We start from the raw sequence: 18,627 nt of genomic DNA on the forward strand, positions 1-18,627 counted from the left end.
GAAGTGTCAGCGACGCTACGTTTTGACAATATCGGCAAAGTCTTTCCAGGCGTGCGTGCGCTCGACGGTGTGTCCTTCGACGTCAACGTCGGCCAGGTACACGGCCTGATGGGCGAAAACGGCGCAGGGAAGTCGACCCTGCTGAAGATTCTCGGCGGTGAATATCAACCCGACTCCGGTCGCGTGATGATCGACGGCAATGAGGTGCGCTTTACGAGCGCGGCATCGTCGATCGCGGCGGGGATCGCGGTGATTCACCAGGAACTGCAATATGTGCCCGATCTGACGGTCGCGGAAAACCTGCTGCTCGGCCAGTTGCCGAACTCGCTCGGCTGGGTCAACAAACGCGAAGCGAAACGCTTCGTGCGCGAACGTCTCGAAGCGATGGGCGTGGGGCTGGATCCGAATGCGAAGCTGCGCAAGCTCTCGATCGCGCAACGGCAAATGGTCGAAATCTGCAAGGCCTTGCTGCGTAACGCACGCGTGATTGCGCTCGATGAACCGACCAGCTCGCTGTCGCATCGCGAGACCGAAGTGCTGTTCAAGCTGGTGCGTGATCTGCGCGCCGACAACCGCGCGATGATCTACATCTCGCACCGGATGGACGAGATCTACGAACTGTGCGACGCCTGCACGATTTTCCGCGACGGCCGCAAGGTTGCCTCGCATCCGACGCTCAATGGCGTGTCGCGCGACACCATCGTCAGCGAAATGGTCGGTCGTGAAATCGCCGACATCTATAACTATTCAGCGCGTCCGTTGGGCGACGTGCGCTTCGCGGCGAAAGCGATCGAAGGCCATGCGCTCGCGCAGCCGGCCAGCTTCGAGGTGCGGCGTGGCGAGATCGTCGGCTTCTTCGGTCTGGTGGGCGCGGGACGCAGCGAACTGATGCACCTCGTGTACGGCGCCGATCGCAAGAAGGGCGGCGAAATCGTGCTCGACGGCAAGCCGATCAAGGTGCGCAGCGCCGGCGAAGCGATTAAGCACGGCATCGTGCTGTGCCCGGAAGACCGCAAGGAAGAGGGCATCGTCGCGATGGCGAGCGTCTCGGAGAACATCAATATCAGTTGTCGCCGCCACTACTTGCGCGTGGGGATGTTCCTCGACCGCAAGAAAGAAGCGGAAACCGCCGACCGTTTTATCAAGCTGCTGAAAATCAAGACGCCGAGCCGCCGCCAGAAGATTCGCTTCCTGTCGGGCGGCAACCAGCAGAAGGCGATTCTGTCGCGCTGGCTGGCCGAGCCCGATCTGAAAGTGGTGATTCTCGACGAACCGACGCGCGGAATCGACGTCGGTGCGAAGCATGAGATCTATAACGTGATTTATCAGCTTGCCGAACGCGGCTGCGCGATCGTGATGATTTCGTCGGAATTGCCAGAGGTGCTCGGCGTGTCCGATCGGATCGTCGTGATGCGTCAAGGCCGGATTTCCGGTGAGCTGTCACGCAAGGAAGCAACGGAACAAACGGTGTTGAGCCTCGCGCTGCCGCAAAGCTCGACCGCGCTGCCCGGAACCGCGGCCACCGAGCAAGCGGCCTGAACATTATCTGGACGAAAGTCCGGCAACCCGTGGGGAACGGGAGGAGTCTTCAAAATGCAAGCCAGAGAAAACCTCGCGCAACAAGCCGCCAAAGGCGCGGCCGAAGCGCTGATTCCGCAGTCGAACGACAAGGCGAAATGGTGGCAGCAGATCACCGAGTACAGCCTGATTCTGATCTTCGTCGTGATGTTCATCACGATGTCGCTGACGGTCGATCACTTCTTCTCGATCGAGAACATGCTCGGTCTCGCGCTGTCGATCTCGCAGATCGGCATGGTCGCGTGCACGATGATGTTCTGTCTGGCCTCGCGCGATTTTGACTTGTCGGTGGGCTCGACGGTCGCGTTCGCGGGCGTGTTGTGCGCGATGGTGCTGAATGCGACCGGCAACACGTTCATCGCAATCATCGCCGCTGTGGCGGCGGGTGCTGTGATCGGTTTCGTCAACGGCGCGGTGATCGCCTATCTGCGCATCAACGCGCTGATCACGACGCTCGCGACGATGGAAATCGTCCGCGGTCTCGGCTTTATCGTGTCGCACGGACAGGCAGTGGGCGTGTCGTCGGAAACGTTTATCGCGCTGGGCGGCTTGAGCTTCTTCGGCGTGTCGCTGCCGATTTGGGTCACGCTACTGTGCTTCATCGTGTTCGGCGTGATGCTCAATCAGACCGTGTACGGCCGTAATACGCTGGCAATCGGCGGCAATCCTGAGGCCTCGCGTCTTGCCGGTATCAACGTCGAACGCACGCGCGTTTATATCTTCCTGATTCAGGGCGCCGTCACTGCGCTGGCCGGTGTGATTCTGGCTTCGCGGATTACTTCGGGTCAGCCGAATGCGGCGGAAGGTTTCGAGCTGAATGTGATTTCGGCGTGCGTGTTGGGCGGCGTGTCGCTGCTCGGCGGTCGCGCGACGATCTCCGGTGTCGTGATCGGTGTGCTGATCATGGGTACGGTCGAGAACGTAATGAACCTGATGAACATCGACGCGTTCTACCAGTACCTCGTGCGCGGCGCGATTCTGCTCGCCGCTGTGCTGCTCGACCAGTTGAAGAACCGCGGCTCGCGGGACTAAACCCGCAACTCAATGCGCGCCTTACTTACTTTGCTCTAAAAGGAATCGAACGATGTCGTCTCCGGCCAATGCAAACGACCGCCTCGCGGACAGCGCGTTTGCCCGCTATCCGAGTCTCGTCGACCGAACCGTGTTGATCACGGGCGGCGCGACCGGTATCGGCGCATCGTTCGTCGGGCATTTCGCGGCGCAGGGCGCGCGCGTCGCGTTTTTCGATATCGATGCGACCGCGGGTGAAGCGCTCTCCGATGAACTCGGCGATTCGAAACACAAGCCGCTGTTCCTGCCGTGTGATCTCACCGACATCGACGCGCTGCAGAAAGCGATCGCCTACGTGAACGCTGCGCTAGGTGCGATCGAGGTGCTCGTCAACAACGCAGCCAATGACCGCCGTCACAAGATCGAAGACGTGACGCCGGAATCGTTCGATGCATGTATCGCTGTCAACATCCGTCATCAGTTCTTCGCGGCGCAAGCGGTGATGGACGACATGAAAGCCGCCAACAGCGGCTCGATCATCAACCTCGGCTCGATCAGCTGGATGTTGAAGAACGGCGGCTATCCGGTGTACGTGATGTCGAAATCGGCGGTGCAGGGGCTCACTTGCGGCCTCGCGCGCGACCTCGGCCGCTTCAACATTCGCGTCAATACGCTGGTGCCGGGCTGGGTGATGACGGAAAAGCAGACGCGTCTTTGGCTAGACGACGCGGGGCGTCGCGCAATCAAGGAATGCCAGTGCATCGGCGCTGAACTGCTACCCGCCGATCTCGCTCGCATGGCGTTGTTCCTCGCGTCGGACGACAGCAGGATGATTACCGCACAGGACATCATCGTCGACGGAGGCTGGGCGTGAGTGCGGACACGCGCGCGGGATCGCCTGCGGGGTTGCCTCTACCTGGCGCAGTACTGCTGCTCGACGCGCAATGCACGCTCGGCGAGGGCGCGACGTGGTGCGCGAAAACCAGCCGCTTCTACTGGACCGATATCGAAGGCGCGCGCCTGGGGCGCTATGACCCGAGCGACGGCCGCAGCACGTTCTGGCGCATGCCCGAGCGGCTTGCCACGTTCGCGCTGTGCGCCGATCCGCACTAGCTCGATCGGTCGCTGGAACCTCTGCCGCTGCCTGCGCCGGCTATCCCGAACAGCATCGCGTTCAGTCCTGACGACGCGACGAGGTGCTACTGCGATTCGCCGAGCTGTGACGTTCGCGAGTGCGCCTACGCCGCTGGTGGGGGTATCGCGAATGCCCGCCAGTCTACGCGGCTGGCCGACGCGACCGTCGACCGTGACGGTAGCTTGCGGAGCGTGCAGTGCGACGGCGAGTGGATGGCGCGTTGCGGCTCGGAGGGCGTCGTTATGGCTCCGGCTGCCCCGGTGACTCTATCCGAGCCCCGCTTTGGGGGTAGGTGGGAGCGCGACAACACGGTGAACGGTGCATCGCATCACCCATCAACAAGATGCTTCGCTTCCCGTTGGGGCTCGAGATGACCGCCGTGGACCTGGATCCTCGGCCGATTCTGCGCCCGGCGACCCTAGACCCGCACGGTGTGCCGACAGCGTCGCCGCTACGCAGCGCGCTGCCTGCCGGCACGGCATGCATGACTCTATCGAACACGATGCTGCGGCTGGACCTCGTGCCGGCGCTCGGCGGCGGCCTTACCCGTTTCGACTGGCTCGGAGGCACTAATCCCGTTCCTGTGTTTCGGCGTTGCGAAACGCCTGGTCCCGACACCAATCTGGACCAGCTCGCGTGCTATCCGCTGCTAGCGCATTCAAACCGCATCGACGACGGGCGATCTCACTTTGCTGCCCTCGCAGCGGGCGTACCGAAAAATCTCTCGAACGAGCTGCCGCCAGTTCACCGCGACGGCTGGTTGCCTGCGTGGCAGGTTGAGCACGCGTCGGCCTGCTACGCGCGCCTCACACTGGACCGCACAGACGATGCGCCGTATGCCTACCGCGCAGCACAAACGGTTGTCCTTGATCGCACCACGTTGCACATCCGGCTTAACATCGAAAACACAGGGCACGAACCGTTGCCGTTCGGCCTCGGCCTACATCCGTTCCTGCCGCGCGATGCCCGCACCGAACTGGTTGCGCCCGCCAGCGGCCTGTGGTTGCCGGGTAACGACAGGCTCCCTGTGCGTCACGTGGCGGCCCCCCCGGCGTGGCGGTTCGGCGTTACATATCCGCTGCCGGACACCCTCGTCAATCACGCGTTTAGCGGCTGGGGTGGTCGCACAAGCGTGACGTGGCCGACGCGCAGGCTGTCGTTGTCGATCGAGGCGGATACCGATTATTACGTGCTGTACGCGCCGCCCGGCGAAGACTATTTCTCCTTCGAGCCGGTCGACCATCCGATCGATGCAGTCAACCTGCCGGGCGGCGGCTCCGCACATGGGATGACCGTGCTCGCGCCGGGCGAGAGCCTCGCGCGGCGATTCACCTTCACAGTGGAGCGTTGCGGCGTTCGTACGTCAACCCGTGCACGAGCGTTCAACAATCAGGAGCAGCAATGAGCAATACCGGAACAGGAGAGTTGCTGCGCGGCCACGCGTTGTTCGGCACGAAACGGAAGGACGGCTTCATTCCCCGGCGTGGATGAAGAACCAGCGCATCCCGCAAGACGAATTCGACCGTCTTGCCAGCAAGACACAGCGCAAGCAACGACATCAACCAAATGGTCAGTCCAACTGCAACGAGAACATAGGAAAGAGTAAATTTCGCAGTCGAAAACGCCGGATTTCTACGCGGGCGCGAGTCGGCGAAGCGTTGCATCCTACGCAGAGAAATCGCCGTCCTGGGCGTTCCTTTTCGGGTCCGTAAATAACACAGTTGAATCGGACGACCAGGAATTAATCGAGCGATCGCTCGAATGCAATTAGCTGGCGAGAACTCTATTTCTCTAATCGTGCTAGGGGGCAGCAGTATGGAATGTGAAACCGATTCGACAAGGAAAGAATTCATCTCATAATGGGTGGGAGCATTGGATTGGCGCGCCGCAGCAGACAGGTTGTGATTCTCCTGTTCGAAAGTTTTTCGCTCGTTCAAGTGGGGCGTCTGGCGGAAACATTCAGTCTTGCAAACCGTCGGCGTCATCCTGAGAACGCGTTGCACAATAACTACTACTTGCGGCTGGTGTCCGCCAGCGGCGGGGCAATATGCTCGTCCTCGAGTGTGTCGATCTGGACTGATGCGGTCGACGCCCGATATGGGAAAGACGTCCATGCGCTGTTCGTGCTCGGAGGCGCGAGCGCGTCCGTCGAAATCGACGAACGGCTGCTCTTATGGGTACGCCACGCCTATCTGCATGCGCAGGTGGTGCAGGGGATCGGCGGAGGTCATGGCGCTCTTGAAATGGCCGGACTTGAGCCCAAGGATGTTGGGGTGACGGGGTTGGCCGGAGGCGCCATGCCGCCGTGTGCACTGTCTGCAGCCAGGAAGGCCGGCATCGATGCCGACGCAGGGGTCGCGCTAACCAGCGCGCTGTCCCTCGTCAGGCGTGATTGCGGCTACGAGACAGCCAGCCAGATCACGCACGACCGGCTGCCCGTCACGCCGAAGCAGTTCACCCACTCAGCATTAGATTCGCGCGAGGCGCGTGCCAGTGACCCGATTCGAATGTCTGCGCATCATTTGAGGGTCAGTTGCGGAAACTGTGTATCGATTGCGGATACGGCTCGGGCTGCGGCAATGAGCGAACGCAACTTCCTGCGCCGCTTCAAACAGGAAATCGGCATGACGCCGACTGAGTTTATTCTGCGAGTCCGCCTCCAGAAAGCCTGCGCTATGTTGGTGGATACCAACCTGCCAGTAGACAAGATCGCTCGCCGCACGGGTTTTGGTAGTGGCGCCCGACTTTCCAAGCTGTTCCGCCAGCATCTGGCGATGCCACCGACGGAGTATCGGACGATTGAGCGCAGCCGGGTGGTCGAGTGCCGGTTCCACTGAGATGGCCTGATGCCTCCCTCCGGGACACACTGGCGGACTTCAACCTGCCGCGCGCGACAGGGATTTTCCGCAGCAGTATCGTGCTGAGGGAGAACGCGACACTGGCGGTCGCTATCTTTAGTGAAATAAACACCGTCGAACGCCTCGATTAACAAATATCAGGCGGTCCCGCTGCGGCTTGATACGGTGGAGAAATCAGCGGTTCGTCACGTGTCATTGAGGCCGGTCTGAGACCTCGAGGGACCCAACTGCATTGCAAAGCGCCGCGCACATTCCAGCCCGAACGCCGTCGGTGCAACGCCGCGATCGTGCTGCACGTCGAAGCCCATGCGCCACGCGGCGATCCGCTTGCCGTAGCACGTGAGAGCGTCAAGCGATTGCATCACAAAGACGATAGCCGGCAATGTCTGGGTATAGAGTGCTTCGGCATCCTGTTCGAGTCCATTGGCGAATGCCTGTTGTATTGCGACCTGCCAGTCGAATGTGTCCGGCGCCACGATCAGGCCGGCACATCCGGCTCGCAGGTTGTCGACGAGTTCCTGTCCGCCCCTGCCATTGAAGACCGGTAACGTATGACCGAGCGCGCGCAGCCGGTCGATGGTGCGCTGAATCGTGGTCGCAGGTCCCTCGCCTTTAAGCAGGCGGAAATTTGGACATCGACTCGCAAGCGCCACGATCGATTCCGCCGACAGGCCGACGCCGAGGTATTCCGGCGCATTCTGGATACCTACCGGGGCGCGTGTGCGCTGCATCACTGCAGCAAAGAAGTCGAAATAGAACGATTCCGGCTTGTCTCGAATCGATGGCGGCTGAAGGATCAACCACGAAGCGCCACGCTCGACGGCGTAATCCGCCAGTGCGACTTGCGCATTCACGGTGTCGCCCGTGATCGTGACCACGAGCGGTACGCGTGATGCAATGTCTTCGCTGGCCCAGTCGATCAGTTGATGCTTTTCAGCATGCGTTAGCCGATTTACCTCTGTCGCGAGACCGAGTATGACGATGCTCCGCGCGCCAGCCGCGATCGTCGCATTGATCTGCGTTCGTAGTGCTGCGCGATCCAACTGGTTGCGGGCGTCGAAGTAGGCATAGAGAACGGGCCAGATTCCGCTCGGTGAAGAATGGGTGTCGGGTGTCATTGATATCATCTGCCGCCGGGTGTGGTTCAGTGCGAGTCGCGCGGCACCGGTGCGCCGCTCGATCCGACCAGGAAGTCCAGATCTGCGCCCTGATCCGCCTGCAGCACGTGTTCGACGTAGAGCTTGTAGTAACCGCGGGTGGGCGGCGCAGGCGGCTGCCAGGCAGCGCGGCGACGCGCGAGTTCTTCGTCAGTGACGTCCAGATGCAGACGGCGGGCGTCGACGTCGAGTTCGATCATGTCGCCGGTTTGCACGAACGCGAGCGGCCCGCCTGCGGCCGCTTCCGGCGAGACATGCAGCACTACCGAGCCATAGGCCGTGCCGCTCATGCGGCCGTCCGAAATGCGCACCATGTCCGTGATGCCTTTTTGCAGCACCTTCTTCGGCAGCGGCATGTTGCCGACTTCTGCAAAGCCCGGATATCCCTTCGGCCCCGCGCCCTTGAGCACCATGATGCAGTGCTCATCGATGTCGAGCGATTCGTCGTCGATCTTCGCGTGCAATTCCTCGATGTTCTCGAACACCACGGCGCGACCGCGATGCTTCAGCAGGTGCGGCGTCGCCGCCGACGGCTTGATCACCGCGCCGTTCGGCGCCAGGTTGCCCTTCAGCACCGCAATGCCGGCCTTCGGCTTGAACGGTTCAGCGAACGTCGTGATGACCTTCTCGTCATGATTCGGCGCGTTGCGCACGTTGTCCCAGATCGTCCTGCCGTTCACCGTCAGTGCTTCACGATGCAGCAGGCCTTGCTCGCCGAGCTGCTTGAGTACCGCAGGCAGGCCGCCCGCGTAGTAAAAGTCTTCCATCAGGTATTCGCCTGACGGTTGCAGATTCACCAGACACGGCACGTTCGAGCCGAGCTCCCAGTCTTCCAGCGAAAGCTCCACGCCGATGCGCTTGGCCAGCGCGATCAGATGCACGACCGCATTGGTCGAGCCACCGATCGCTGCGTTCGTGCGGATCGCGTTTTCGAACGCCTGGCGCGTGAGGATCTTGTCCATCGTAAGATCCTCGCGGACCATGTCGACGATGCGCCGGCCAGCGAGATGCGCGAGCACCTGCCGGCGTGCGTCGACGGCGGGAATCGCCGCGTTGTGCGGCAAACCCATGCCGAGTGATTCGACCATCGAGGCCATCGTCGACGCGGTGCCCATCGTCATGCAGTGGCCACGCGAGCGGTTCATGCACGACTCGGCTTCGGTGAATTCTTCCTGCGTCATCGTACCGGCGCGCACTTCCTCGGACATCTGCCAGACCCCCGTGCCGGAGCCAATGTTCTTGGCACGAAACCGGCCGTTGAGCATCGGGCCGCCCGACACGGCCAGTGCCGGCAGATTGCACGACGCCGCGCCCATCAGCAGCGCGGGCGTCGTCTTGTCGCAGCCGACCAGCAGGATCACACCGTCTATCGGATTGCCGCGAATCGACTCCTCGACGTCCATTGAAGCGAGGTTGCGGAACAGCATCGCGGTGGGGCGCAGATTCGACTCGCCGAGCGACATTACCGGAAACTCGAGCGGCAGGCCGCCCGCTTCGTGCACGCCTTTTTTCACATACTCGGCGAGCTCGCGAAAATGTGCGTTGCACGGCGTCAGTTCGGACCACGTATTGCAGATCCCGATCACCGGGCGTCCGTCGAATTCGTCGTGTGGGATACCCTGGTTCTTCATCCACGAGCGGTGAATGAAACTGTCCTTATCGTTCCTGCCGAACCAGCTCTGCGAGCGAAGTTTGCGCATGTCGTCTCCTTCTGTGTCTGTTGGGTACCTTTGACAACCCGCTCATCGACTATCCCTGCGCGCGGAGTACTTCGCCGCAACCCATTGCGTCGAGATCGCGCCGCGTCGAGAGGAGTAGCCAGGTCATGGCGGCGTGCGCCTCCGCGGGCTGTCGCCGGCGAATCGCTTCAAAGACGTTCCGGTGCAACTGCAAGGATTCTTTCGGGGAGGCCGCATGCTGACCCGTCACACGAATCTCGGCGGCGAGCGCGGCCCGGATCGTCACGATCAATTGTCGTAAAACCCAGTTCCCGGTTGCGTCGATGATTGAGGTATGGAAAGACAGATCTGCATCGTGCCAACCGGGGCCACGCGTTCCTTCAGCCTGAGCCCCCATTGAAGTGAGCGCAGCTTCGATCCGTTTGATATCCCGGTCGTTCGCGCGTTGTGCGGCGAGCTCCGCGGCGCGAGGTTCAATAAGCAGACGTGCCTCGATCAGAGCCTGGAAAAATTCGATGTCCGCCACATACGTGACGGCTACGTCGAGCACGGTCGGGTCCAGCAGATTCCAGGCGCTGCGGGGCAGCACGCTGGCTCCTTTGCGTCGACGCACTTCGATCAGGCCAAGGGACTGCAGCTTTTGCATGGCTTCCCGCGCCGCGGTTCGGCTGACCCCTCTCGCCTCGGCCAGTTCGATCTCGTTCGGCAGCGAGGTGCCCGGCGCATGCCGGCCGGACACGATCGCTTCGATCAGATCGGCGACGATCGACTCATGCAGCTTCAACATCTCCCCGCTCCAAGCTGATCAATAATTTAGTCTGACATATTTATGTGATATGAGCAATGTGTAGGCTATATGCGCGATATTTTGGAAAATATGACATACATATAAAGTCGGCGAGCAATGATTTATCATACGTATTCGTCATACGTAAACCGTGCATGAAACAGGGAATAGGGAGCCGACGGGGAGAAATCTGGCTTCAGTTGGCGGCAGGCGCGCAGCCGCGCGTCTCGAGCACGGCGTGCGGTTTGTTGATTTGCACCACACCACGATGGCCGACGATGGATCGGGCCTATCAGCCGATCACAGCATCCCTCTTTTGAACGCCACGCGGCCGGTACGCGCTTAGTGTGTGACGGCCTCGGCGCCTTTTTCGATCAATACCTGATTGACCACGTCGAGGAAAGCCTGCACGAGCCGCGCGGCTTTGCGCTCGGCGAGGCAGGCGACGTGCGCGTGAGTCAGCACTTGCTCACCCTGGATCGTGAGCTTGCGCAGTCGCGAGTCGTCGACATGTTCGCGCTCCGAGACCGCCGCTACGCCGAGCCCAAATATGACCGCTTCGCGCACGGCCTCGCGGCTGCCCACTTCCAGCGCAAAGTTTGGTTCGATACCGTGCTGGCGTAGCGCGTCTTCCAGTGCCTTGCGGGTGGTGGACCCCGGCTCGCGCATGATCATCGGCTCGTTGCGGAGCTCTTCCAGGCGGACGCTGCGCCGGCGCGCCAGCCGATGCGTCGCTGGAACGATGATGACCAGCGGGTGCTGACGATAGGGCACGTAATGAAGCAGGGGGTTTTCGCCGTATTGCGCCAGCACCGCGACGTCCGTTTCATACGACAACAGGCCGCGCACGGTTTCCTCCGAGTTGCCGAGCCGGATCGATACGCGCAATCCCGGGTAGCGAAGATGGAACGCCGCGACAATTTCCATTGCATGGAGCGGCCCGACCGCGCCCACGTGGATGATTCCGGTGCTCAGACCCGCCGATTCTTTCAGAAAGTCGATCGCCTCCTGTTCGTTACCGAACATCCGCTGGGCAATCGCAAAGAGGGTTTCCCCTGCCGCGGTCAGGATGATCCGACGGCCGCTGCGATGAAACAGCTCCACCCCGTAGCTCTCCTCCAGATCCCGCACCTGCGTTGTAACCGTCGGCTGGCTGACGTGCAGCGCCCGCGCGGCGGCCGTCACGCTGCCATGTTTGCCCACGGCGTAAAACGAGCGCAATTGAGTGAGTCGCATAGATTGGTTGAATACATCGACAGAAATATTTGTATTTTTACTATACATCGATGTTTCCCATAATTCATCCGTAACGAACACCATCAAACGAGGGGAGACGATGAACGGTGTCTTTTGGAATCCTGTAGAGGTGAATTTCGGGCCCGGTTGTATCGAGCGGCTGCCCGAGATTCTTAACGGCCGCCGCGCCGTGGTCGTGACATTCGCGGAGGCGGCGCAGATCGGGCTCGTGCAACGTGTGCGGGAGTTGTGCGGCGACAGCGTGGTTGCAGTGATCGACGACGTCCAGCCGAATCCGGACGTCACCCATCTCGCCGGGTTGTACCGCGATTTTTGGCGAAAGCACGAGGATTGCCCGGTCGTGGTCGCGATCGGCGGCGGCAGCGTGCTCGACACGGCGAAAGCGCTGATGGTCGGAACGGCGAGCGGCGACTTCGCTGAACTGCTGACCTTGCTCGACACGGGCAAGCCGTTCACCCCGCCGCGCGTGAAGTCGCTCATCACCGTGCCGACGACCGCAGGCACCGGCAGCGAAGTGACACCGTGGGCGACGATCTGGGACCGCACGATCAAGCAGCGCAAGTATTCGCTGCAGCTCCCGCAGACGTGGCCGGAGGCCGCGATCGTCGATCCGGACCTCACGCTGTCGCTGCCGCACTCGGTCACCGTGCAGAGTGGTCTCGATGCGCTATCGCATGCGCTCGAAGCGATCTGGAACGTCAATGCGAACCCGATCTCCGACGAATTCGCCGTGTCGGCCGCGCGCGACATGCTGGCCACGCTGCCGGAACTCGTCGTGAATCTGCTGGACCGGACGCTACGCGAACGGGCTTCGCTCGCAGCGCTCAAAGCCGGGCTCGCGTTTTCGAACACCAAGACCGCACTGGCCCATTCCATTTCGTATGAGATGACGATCCATCACGGTCTGCCCCATGGCATCGCGTGTTCGTTCACGCTGCCGATGGTGCTGGATCTCGCGCTTGGAAAAAATGCTGGGCGTGACGCCGTACTCGCGAAAGTCTTTCCGTGCCCGCTGGCTGATGCGCGGGATTACCTGACCGATTTCCTCGAAGCGCTCGGTGTGCAAACGTCGTTCTCGAGCTACGGCGTCAGTGTTGAGGAATCGGACCGGATGATCGCGCACGCATTGAGCGGACCGCGCGGCCGCAATTTCATCGCAGCGGCGGCCTGACGTTCTGGCGGCAGCGAGGCAACGGGATCAGCATCACCGAACGGTGATAGAGGAGGAAAAGACACATCCGGTATCGCACCGGCGTATCTTGCAGCACAACAAAAGCCGCATGAACGGCAAGTGCCTAGGCAGCGGGCGTCAGATGACGTCACGGGCCCGGCAACTATCAGGAGACAAGCAATGGAAGCAGTGGATATTGCAGGAGGCGCTGCGGCTCACGTCGACGCCAGGTCTGTGAAGTCGGTTGCCCTCGCCAGTCTGATCGGCACAACCGTCGAGTGGTACGACTTTTTCCTCTACGGCACGATCACCGGGCTCGTATTCGACAAGCTTTTCTTTCCGACGGGGAACGCTTTCGTTTCCACCATGCTGGCCTATACGGTGTACGCAGTCGGCTTTGTCACCCGGCCGCTCGGCGGTGTGATCTTCGGCCATTTCGGTGATCGCTTTGGCCGCAAGCCTTTGCTCGTGCTCACGCTTTCCATCATGGGTGTGTCCACGTTCCTGATCGGCGTGCTGCCCACCTACGCGTCGATCGGCATCTGGGCGCCGGCCTGTTTGCTCGTATTGCGACTGCTGCAGGGCATTGGCCTGGGTGGCGAGTGGGGCGGTGCGGTGCTGATGGCGTTCGAGTATGCGCCTCGCAAACACCGCGGCCTGTACGCGTCCTATCCACAGATCGGGCTCGCAATCGGGCTGTGCCTGAGCAGTGGCGTGGTGGCCGCGCTGACGACTTGGTTGACGCCTGAAGCCTTCCTGCAATGGGGCTGGCGGGCCGCCTTCATGGCCAGCATCCTGCTTGTCGCTGTGGGCATGTTTATCCGGTTGCGCATTGTCGAGACACCGGCGTTCGCGAAGATTCGCGACACGCATGCGGTCGCGAAAGTACCGGCGCGCGAGGTATTCACCGATTACCGCAAGAACGTATTCCTGGGTTGGGGCGCGCGTTACATCGACGGTGTGATTTTCAACATCTATGCGGTGTTCGCGCTGAGTTACCTGATCGGAATCCATCACTATGCGAAGTCGGCGATCCTCGTGGCCGTTACGCTCGCCGCCCTGGTGCTGATGTTCATGATTCCCATCGCATCGCGCCTGTCGGACCGAATCGGCCGCCGCAAGGTGTTCGGCTGGGGTGCGCTGGCCTGCGGCCTGAGTGCGTGGCCAGCGCTTGCGGTCTTTCATTACTCGACCAGTCTCGCTGCCGTCACGGCCACCATCGTGATCGTGCTCGGTGTGATCTACGCGTTCGTCTACGGTCCGGAGGCTGCAATGTTCTGCGAACTGTTCGATACGCGGGTGCGCTATAGCGGCATCTCGATCGTGTACCAGGTGTCGGGCATTGTCTCCAGCTCAATCACCCCGCTCGTCGCAACGGCGCTTCTGCACTACGGCAATTTGCAGCCGTGGTGGATTGCCTTCTATATTGCGTGTGTTGGGTTGCTCAGTGCGGTTTGCACGTACTTCATCCGCCGCACGTTCTGAACCTCCGACCTCCAGGGGAACTCGACATGAATCCAGTTTCAACCATAGCAGTTAACGGCCGAAGCTATCGTTTGCCGCATCGGCCGACGGTGATCGTATGTATCGACGGGTGCGAATATGACTATCTGCATCGGGCGACAGAAGCGGGCGCCACGCCGTTCCTGCGCGAGCTGCTCGACAACGGCACGGCGCTGCACGCGAAATGCGTGATGCCATCCTTCACCAACCCGAACAACCTCTCGATCGTATGCGGCGCACCGCCAGCCGTGCACGGCATCTGCGGTAACTATTTCTACGACCGGGATGCCGACGAAGGACTTGGCCGTGAGGTGCTGATGAACGATCCGCGCTATTTGCGGGCCGGCACCCTGCTGGCTGCCGCCGCCGAAGCGGGCTCCCGGGTGGCCGTGGTCACCGCGAAAGACAAGTTGCGCGCGCTGCTTGGCCACGGCCTGAACGGCATCTGCGTGTCGGCCGAGAAGGCTGACGAGGCCAGCGTCGAAGTCAATGGTATCGACCGGCTGTTGGAGCGCGTGAACATGCCGCTGCCCGACGTGTACAGCGCGGCACTCTCCGAATTCGTCTTCGCGACCGGCGTGTGGCTGCTAGAGAACGATCGCGTCGATCTGATGTATCTGTCGACGACCGATTACGTCCAGCACAAGTTCGCCCCCGGCACCGACGGCGCGAACGCGTTTTACGCGATGATGGATCGGTATCTGTTGCGCCTGCACGAACTGGGCGCGGTACTCGGCATCACGGCGGATCACGGAATGAACGCCAAGCACGATCCGAAGACCGGTGAGCCGAACATCATCTATCTGCAGGACCTGCTCGACGACTGGCTCGGGCGCGGCGTCGATGAGGGCGGTGCTCGTGTGATCCTGCCGATCACGGATCCCTATGTGCGCCACCACGGGGCGCTCGGTTCGTACGCGACGGTGTATCTACCTGCCGGCGACGACGGCGTCGTGCTGCGCAGGCAACTGGCAGGATTGCCACATATCGAAACGGTACTGACCCGCGAAGAAGCGTGCGCGCGTTTCGAATTACCCCCCGACCGCGTGGGTGACCTTGTCGTCATCAGTGACAAATCTTATGTGCTTGGCAGCAGCGCCGCGGCGCACGACCTCTCGGGACTGACGGTGCCGTTACGCTCGCATGGTGGCTTGTCGGAGCAGACCGTACCGCTGCTGTTCAACCGTGCGCTTGCCGGGACGCTCGAAGACCGCGCCCTGAGGAATTTCGACGTCTTCCATATCGCGTTGAACGCGCTTCAGGAACAACCTGCCGTCGCACCTCTTCCGGAGCAGCACGCATGAACACTATCGATCTGAAACCGCCGCAGTTTCGCGAGGAGGCGCTGCGCATCGACGGGAACAAGCTGACGCGCGACCGCGTAATCAAAGTGACCAATCCCTACACAGGCGACGTGGTGGGCACTGTGCCGAAAGCTTCGGTCGACGACGTGCGCACGGCCTACGAGGTTGCGCTCCGATACCGTCCGACGCTGTCACGCTTCGAGCGCGCGTCGATCCTCAATCGCGCTGCGGAACTGCTGCGCAGCCGAACCGAAGAGGCCGCCGCGCTCATCACGCTCGAATCGGGTCTGTGCATGAAAGACTCGCACTACGAGATCGGGCGCGTGGCCGACGTGTTCAATTTCTCCGCAAACGAGGCGTTGCGCGATGACGGCCAGGTGTTCTCCTGCGATCTCACGCCCCACGGAAAGAAGCGCCGCGTCATCACGCAGCGCGAGCCGTTGCTGGGTGTCATCACCGCGATCACGCCGTTCAATCACCCGATGAACCAGGTGGCGCACAAGATTGCGCCGGCGATCGCCACCAACAACCGTACCGTCCTGAAGCCGTCCGAAAAGGTGCCCCTGTCCGCCTACTATCTGGCCGATCTGCTGTACGAAGCCGGGTTGCCGCCGCCGATGCTACAGGTCGTGACCGGCGACCCGGCGGAGATTGCCGACGAGCTGATCACAAACCCGAACGTCGCGCTGGTGACGTTCACGGGCGGCGTTACTATCGGCAAATACATCGCTGAGCGGGCCGGCTATCGACGCGTGGTGCTGGAACTCGGTGGCAACGATCCGCTCATCGTGATGGACGATGCCGATCTCGGCCGCGCTTCTGACCTGGCGGTGCTCGGTTCATACAAGAACTCCGGACAGCGCTGCACGGCAATCAAACGGATTCTGGTGCAACGGACGGTGGCCGATCGCTTTACCGAACTGGTGGTCGAAAAGACCCGCGCGTGGAGGTGCGGCGACCCAGGCGACGCTAAAACCGACATGGGCACGGTCATCGACGAAGCGGCTGCGTCGCTGTTCGAGGCACGGGTCAATGAAGCGATCGCACAGGGCGCACGCCTGTTGATCGGCAACGAGCGTCAGGGGGCGCTCTTTCCGCCGACGGTGTTGGATCGTGTCACGCCCGCGATGGAACTCGTTGCGCAGGAGACGTTCGGTCCGGTCTCGCCGATCATTGCCTTCAACGATCTCGACGACGCTATCCGCATAGCCAACGGCACAGCGTATGGCCTGTCGTCCGGCGTCTGTACGGACAGTCTCGAGAACATCACGCGTTTCGCGAACGAACTCAACGTGGGAACCGTGAACGTTTGGGAAGTACCCGGCTACCGGATCGAGTTGACTCCGTTCGGCGGCATCAAGGATTCGGGGCTGGGCCATAAAGAAGGTGTCCAGGAAGCGATGAAGAGTTTCACGAACGTGAAGACCTTTACCCTGCCTTGGGGCTGACTTGTGGTTGACAATACGAGGAGAAGGCGATGCCGGGCAATATCGAACTGATCGCAAGGCTGCTCTTTGCCGCGGTGCTGGGTGGCGTCATCGGCTTCGAGCGCGAGCGGTTTGCGTTTCCGGCCGGATTGCGCACCCATATGCTCGTGTGCGTGGCGTCCTCGCTGGTGATGATCGTCTCGGCGTTCGGCTTCGAGGACACCCGCTCGATGCCGAACGTCGCCCTCGATCCATCTCGTGTCGCCGCGCAGGTCGTGTCGGGAATTGGGTTTCTCGGCGCCGGCGCAATCCTGCTGCGCGGCGAGGTGGTGCGCGGGCTGACGACGGCGGCGAGTGTCTGGGCCGTCGCGGGCATCGGGCTCGCGGCAGGTGGTGGACTCTACGTGCTGGCGTTGGCGGCAACGGCGATCATTCTGACGACACTCACGTGGGTCAAACCTGTCGCACGCCAGTTGCGTACGAAGGGGCGACTGCGTCGGGAGTTGCGGCTCCAGGTTGATCGAGGGGCGATCACGCTTCCGGTGCTGTGCCGCGTGTTCGGTGACGACGGGCCGCGTATCAGACAGATCAGCGTAAGCGCCGACGACGACAATGAACAGCATGAACAGATCACGATTTCGCTGTCGCGCATGTCTGCCGATGAGTTCGTTGCTTATCGCAACATGCTCTGCGGGCTGATCGGTGTGCGTGAGGTCGAGGAGATCGAAGTGCACTGACGTAGATACGACGAAACGTGCGACCTGTTCCAGCGCAGACATTACGTTTCATCTTCACCAAGGGGTTGTCGATGTCTGCGATTGAATCGGTTCTTCAGGAACGCCGTGTTTTCCCGCCCTCCGCTGAAGCAGCGGCTGGCGCGACTATCTCCGGTATGGACGCATACCGGGCGCTTGCCGCCGAAGCGGAGCGCGATTACGAGGGTTTCTGGGGGCGCCTCGCTCGCGAGACGCTAAGCTGGAACACGCCCTTCACCAAGGTGCTCGACGAATCGAAGGCGCCTTTCTACACGTGGTTCGAAGACGGCCAGCTGAACGCGTCGTATAACAGCATCGACCGTCACGTCGAAGCCGGTAATGGCGAGCGCGTTGCGATCATCTTCGAAGCCGATGACGGCACCGTCACCAACGTCACCTATAACGATCTGCTGCAACGCGTATCGCGCTTTGCGAACGCGCTGAAAAAACGCGGCGTGAAGAAGGGCGATCGCGTCGTGATCTATATGCCGATGTCGATCGAAGGCATCGTCGCGATGCAGGCGTGCGCACGGATCGGCGCCACGCATTCGGTGGTGTTCGGCGGCTTCTCGTCGAAGTCGCTCAATGAGCGCCTGGTGGATGTGGGCGCCGTCGCGCTCGTCACCTCCGACGAACAGATGCGCGGCGGCAAAGCATTGCCGTTGAAGAACATCGCTGACGAAGCCATCGCCATGGGCGGCTGCGATGCCGTGAAGAGCGTGATCGTCTATAAGCGCACCGGCGGCAAGATCGCATGGGACGACAGCCGCGATCTGTGGATGCACGAACTCACCCAGGCCGAATCGGATCAATGCGCACCCGAGTGGGTCGGCGCCGAGCATCCGCTTTTCATCCTCTATACGTCGGGTTCGACCGGCAAGCCCAAGGGCGTGCAGCACAGCACCGGCGGCTATCTGCTGTGGGCCGCGCAGACCTTGAAATGGACCTTCGACTGGAAGCCTACGGATGTGTTCTGGTGTACCGCCGACATCGGCTGGATCACCG

The 18,627-nt window shown here is 61.5% G+C and carries 15 protein-coding genes and 1 pseudogene; 12 read left to right on the forward strand and 4 right to left on the reverse strand.

The genetic code is table 11. The features are described 5' to 3' along the window. The first annotated feature begins 3 nt into the window (after positions 1-3). The 6 genes and pseudogenes from araG to HHL24_RS41560 all read left to right on the forward strand — a co-directional run bounded on the left by araG (position 4) and on the right by HHL24_RS41560 (position 6,561). A complete protein-coding gene (araG, locus tag HHL24_RS41535) occupies positions 4-1,539 on the forward strand; it encodes an L-arabinose ABC transporter ATP-binding protein AraG (protein ID WP_169491086.1) in 1,536 nt (511 codons plus the stop codon). Between the two features lie 54 nt (positions 1,540-1,593). Continuing rightward, on the forward strand, positions 1,594-2,610 hold the full coding sequence (araH, locus tag HHL24_RS41540) for an L-arabinose ABC transporter permease AraH (RefSeq protein WP_169491073.1): 1,017 nt from the start codon (positions 1,594-1,596) through the stop codon (positions 2,608-2,610). A gap of 52 nt (positions 2,611-2,662) precedes the next feature. Beyond that, on the forward strand, positions 2,663-3,463 hold the full coding sequence (locus HHL24_RS41545) for an SDR family NAD(P)-dependent oxidoreductase (protein WP_169491074.1): 801 nt from the start codon (positions 2,663-2,665) through the stop codon (positions 3,461-3,463). Beyond that, positions 3,454-3,963: pseudogene (locus tag HHL24_RS41550) on the forward strand (SMP-30/gluconolactonase/LRE family protein); the annotation flags it as partial. The gene HHL24_RS41545 and the pseudogene HHL24_RS41550, both read left to right, overlap by 10 nt. A 131-nt stretch (positions 3,964-4,094) precedes the next feature. Next, positions 4,095-5,129, forward strand: a complete 1,035-nt coding sequence (locus HHL24_RS41555; RefSeq protein ID WP_407947556.1) for an aldose 1-epimerase — start codon at positions 4,095-4,097, stop codon at positions 5,127-5,129. A 496-nt stretch (positions 5,130-5,625) separates the two neighbouring features. Beyond that, positions 5,626-6,561, forward strand: coding sequence for a helix-turn-helix domain-containing protein (locus HHL24_RS41560; protein ID WP_169491076.1), 936 nt, complete (start codon positions 5,626-5,628; stop codon positions 6,559-6,561). Between the two features lie 206 nt (positions 6,562-6,767). On the opposite strand, the gene HHL24_RS41565 is transcribed toward HHL24_RS41560, so the two are convergent. From HHL24_RS41565 to HHL24_RS41580, 4 genes are all read right to left on the reverse strand, one after another. After that, positions 6,768-7,700 (reverse strand): dihydrodipicolinate synthase family protein, encoded by a 933-nt coding sequence (locus HHL24_RS41565; RefSeq protein ID WP_206003257.1) that lies wholly within the window; start codon positions 7,698-7,700, stop codon positions 6,768-6,770. A 26-nt stretch (positions 7,701-7,726) separates the two neighbouring features. Next, positions 7,727-9,439 carry an IlvD/Edd family dehydratase gene (locus tag HHL24_RS41570; protein WP_169491077.1) on the reverse strand — a complete coding sequence of 571 codons (1,713 nt, stop codon included), beginning with the start codon at positions 9,437-9,439 and terminating at the stop codon, positions 7,727-7,729. 49 nt (positions 9,440-9,488) lie between these two features. Continuing rightward, entirely contained in the window at positions 9,489-10,205 is a 717-nt protein-coding gene (locus tag HHL24_RS41575) for a FadR/GntR family transcriptional regulator (RefSeq protein ID WP_169491078.1), read from the reverse strand. 342 nt (positions 10,206-10,547) lie between these two features. Beyond that, positions 10,548-11,489: a LysR substrate-binding domain-containing protein gene (locus HHL24_RS41580; protein WP_329606833.1), complete on the reverse strand. Its 942-nt coding sequence runs from the start codon at positions 11,487-11,489 to the stop codon at positions 10,548-10,550. A 52-nt stretch (positions 11,490-11,541) separates the two neighbouring features. Between HHL24_RS41580 and psrA the strand changes: the two genes are divergently transcribed. The 6 genes from psrA to HHL24_RS41610 all read left to right on the forward strand — a co-directional run. Then, on the forward strand, positions 11,542-12,633 hold the full coding sequence (psrA, locus tag HHL24_RS41585) for an iron-containing alcohol dehydrogenase PsrA (protein WP_169491080.1): 1,092 nt from the start codon (positions 11,542-11,544) through the stop codon (positions 12,631-12,633). Positions 12,634-12,813: 180 nt separating this feature from the next. Next, positions 12,814-14,118: an MFS transporter gene (locus HHL24_RS41590; protein ID WP_169491081.1), complete on the forward strand. Its 1,305-nt coding sequence runs from the start codon at positions 12,814-12,816 to the stop codon at positions 14,116-14,118. A 26-nt stretch (positions 14,119-14,144) separates the two neighbouring features. After that, positions 14,145-15,440, forward strand: a complete 1,296-nt coding sequence (gene phnA, locus HHL24_RS41595) for a phosphonoacetate hydrolase (RefSeq protein WP_169491082.1) — start codon at positions 14,145-14,147, stop codon at positions 15,438-15,440. After that, positions 15,437-16,888 carry a phosphonoacetaldehyde dehydrogenase gene (phnY, locus tag HHL24_RS41600; RefSeq protein ID WP_169491083.1) on the forward strand — a complete coding sequence of 484 codons (1,452 nt, stop codon included), beginning with the start codon at positions 15,437-15,439 and terminating at the stop codon, positions 16,886-16,888. Before phnA ends, phnY begins: the two co-directional genes overlap by 4 nt. A 29-nt stretch (positions 16,889-16,917) precedes the next feature. Next, positions 16,918-17,604 carry an MgtC/SapB family protein gene (locus HHL24_RS41605; protein WP_169491084.1) on the forward strand — a complete coding sequence of 229 codons (687 nt, stop codon included), beginning with the start codon at positions 16,918-16,920 and terminating at the stop codon, positions 17,602-17,604. 71 nt (positions 17,605-17,675) lie between these two features. Next, positions 17,676-18,627: AMP-binding protein (locus tag HHL24_RS41610; RefSeq protein WP_169491085.1), on the forward strand; the 952-nt coding region annotated here is incomplete at its 3' end.

Source organism: Paraburkholderia polaris, from assembly GCF_012927345.1.
Taxonomy (GTDB): Bacteria; Pseudomonadota; Gammaproteobacteria; order Burkholderiales; family Burkholderiaceae; genus Paraburkholderia; species Paraburkholderia polaris.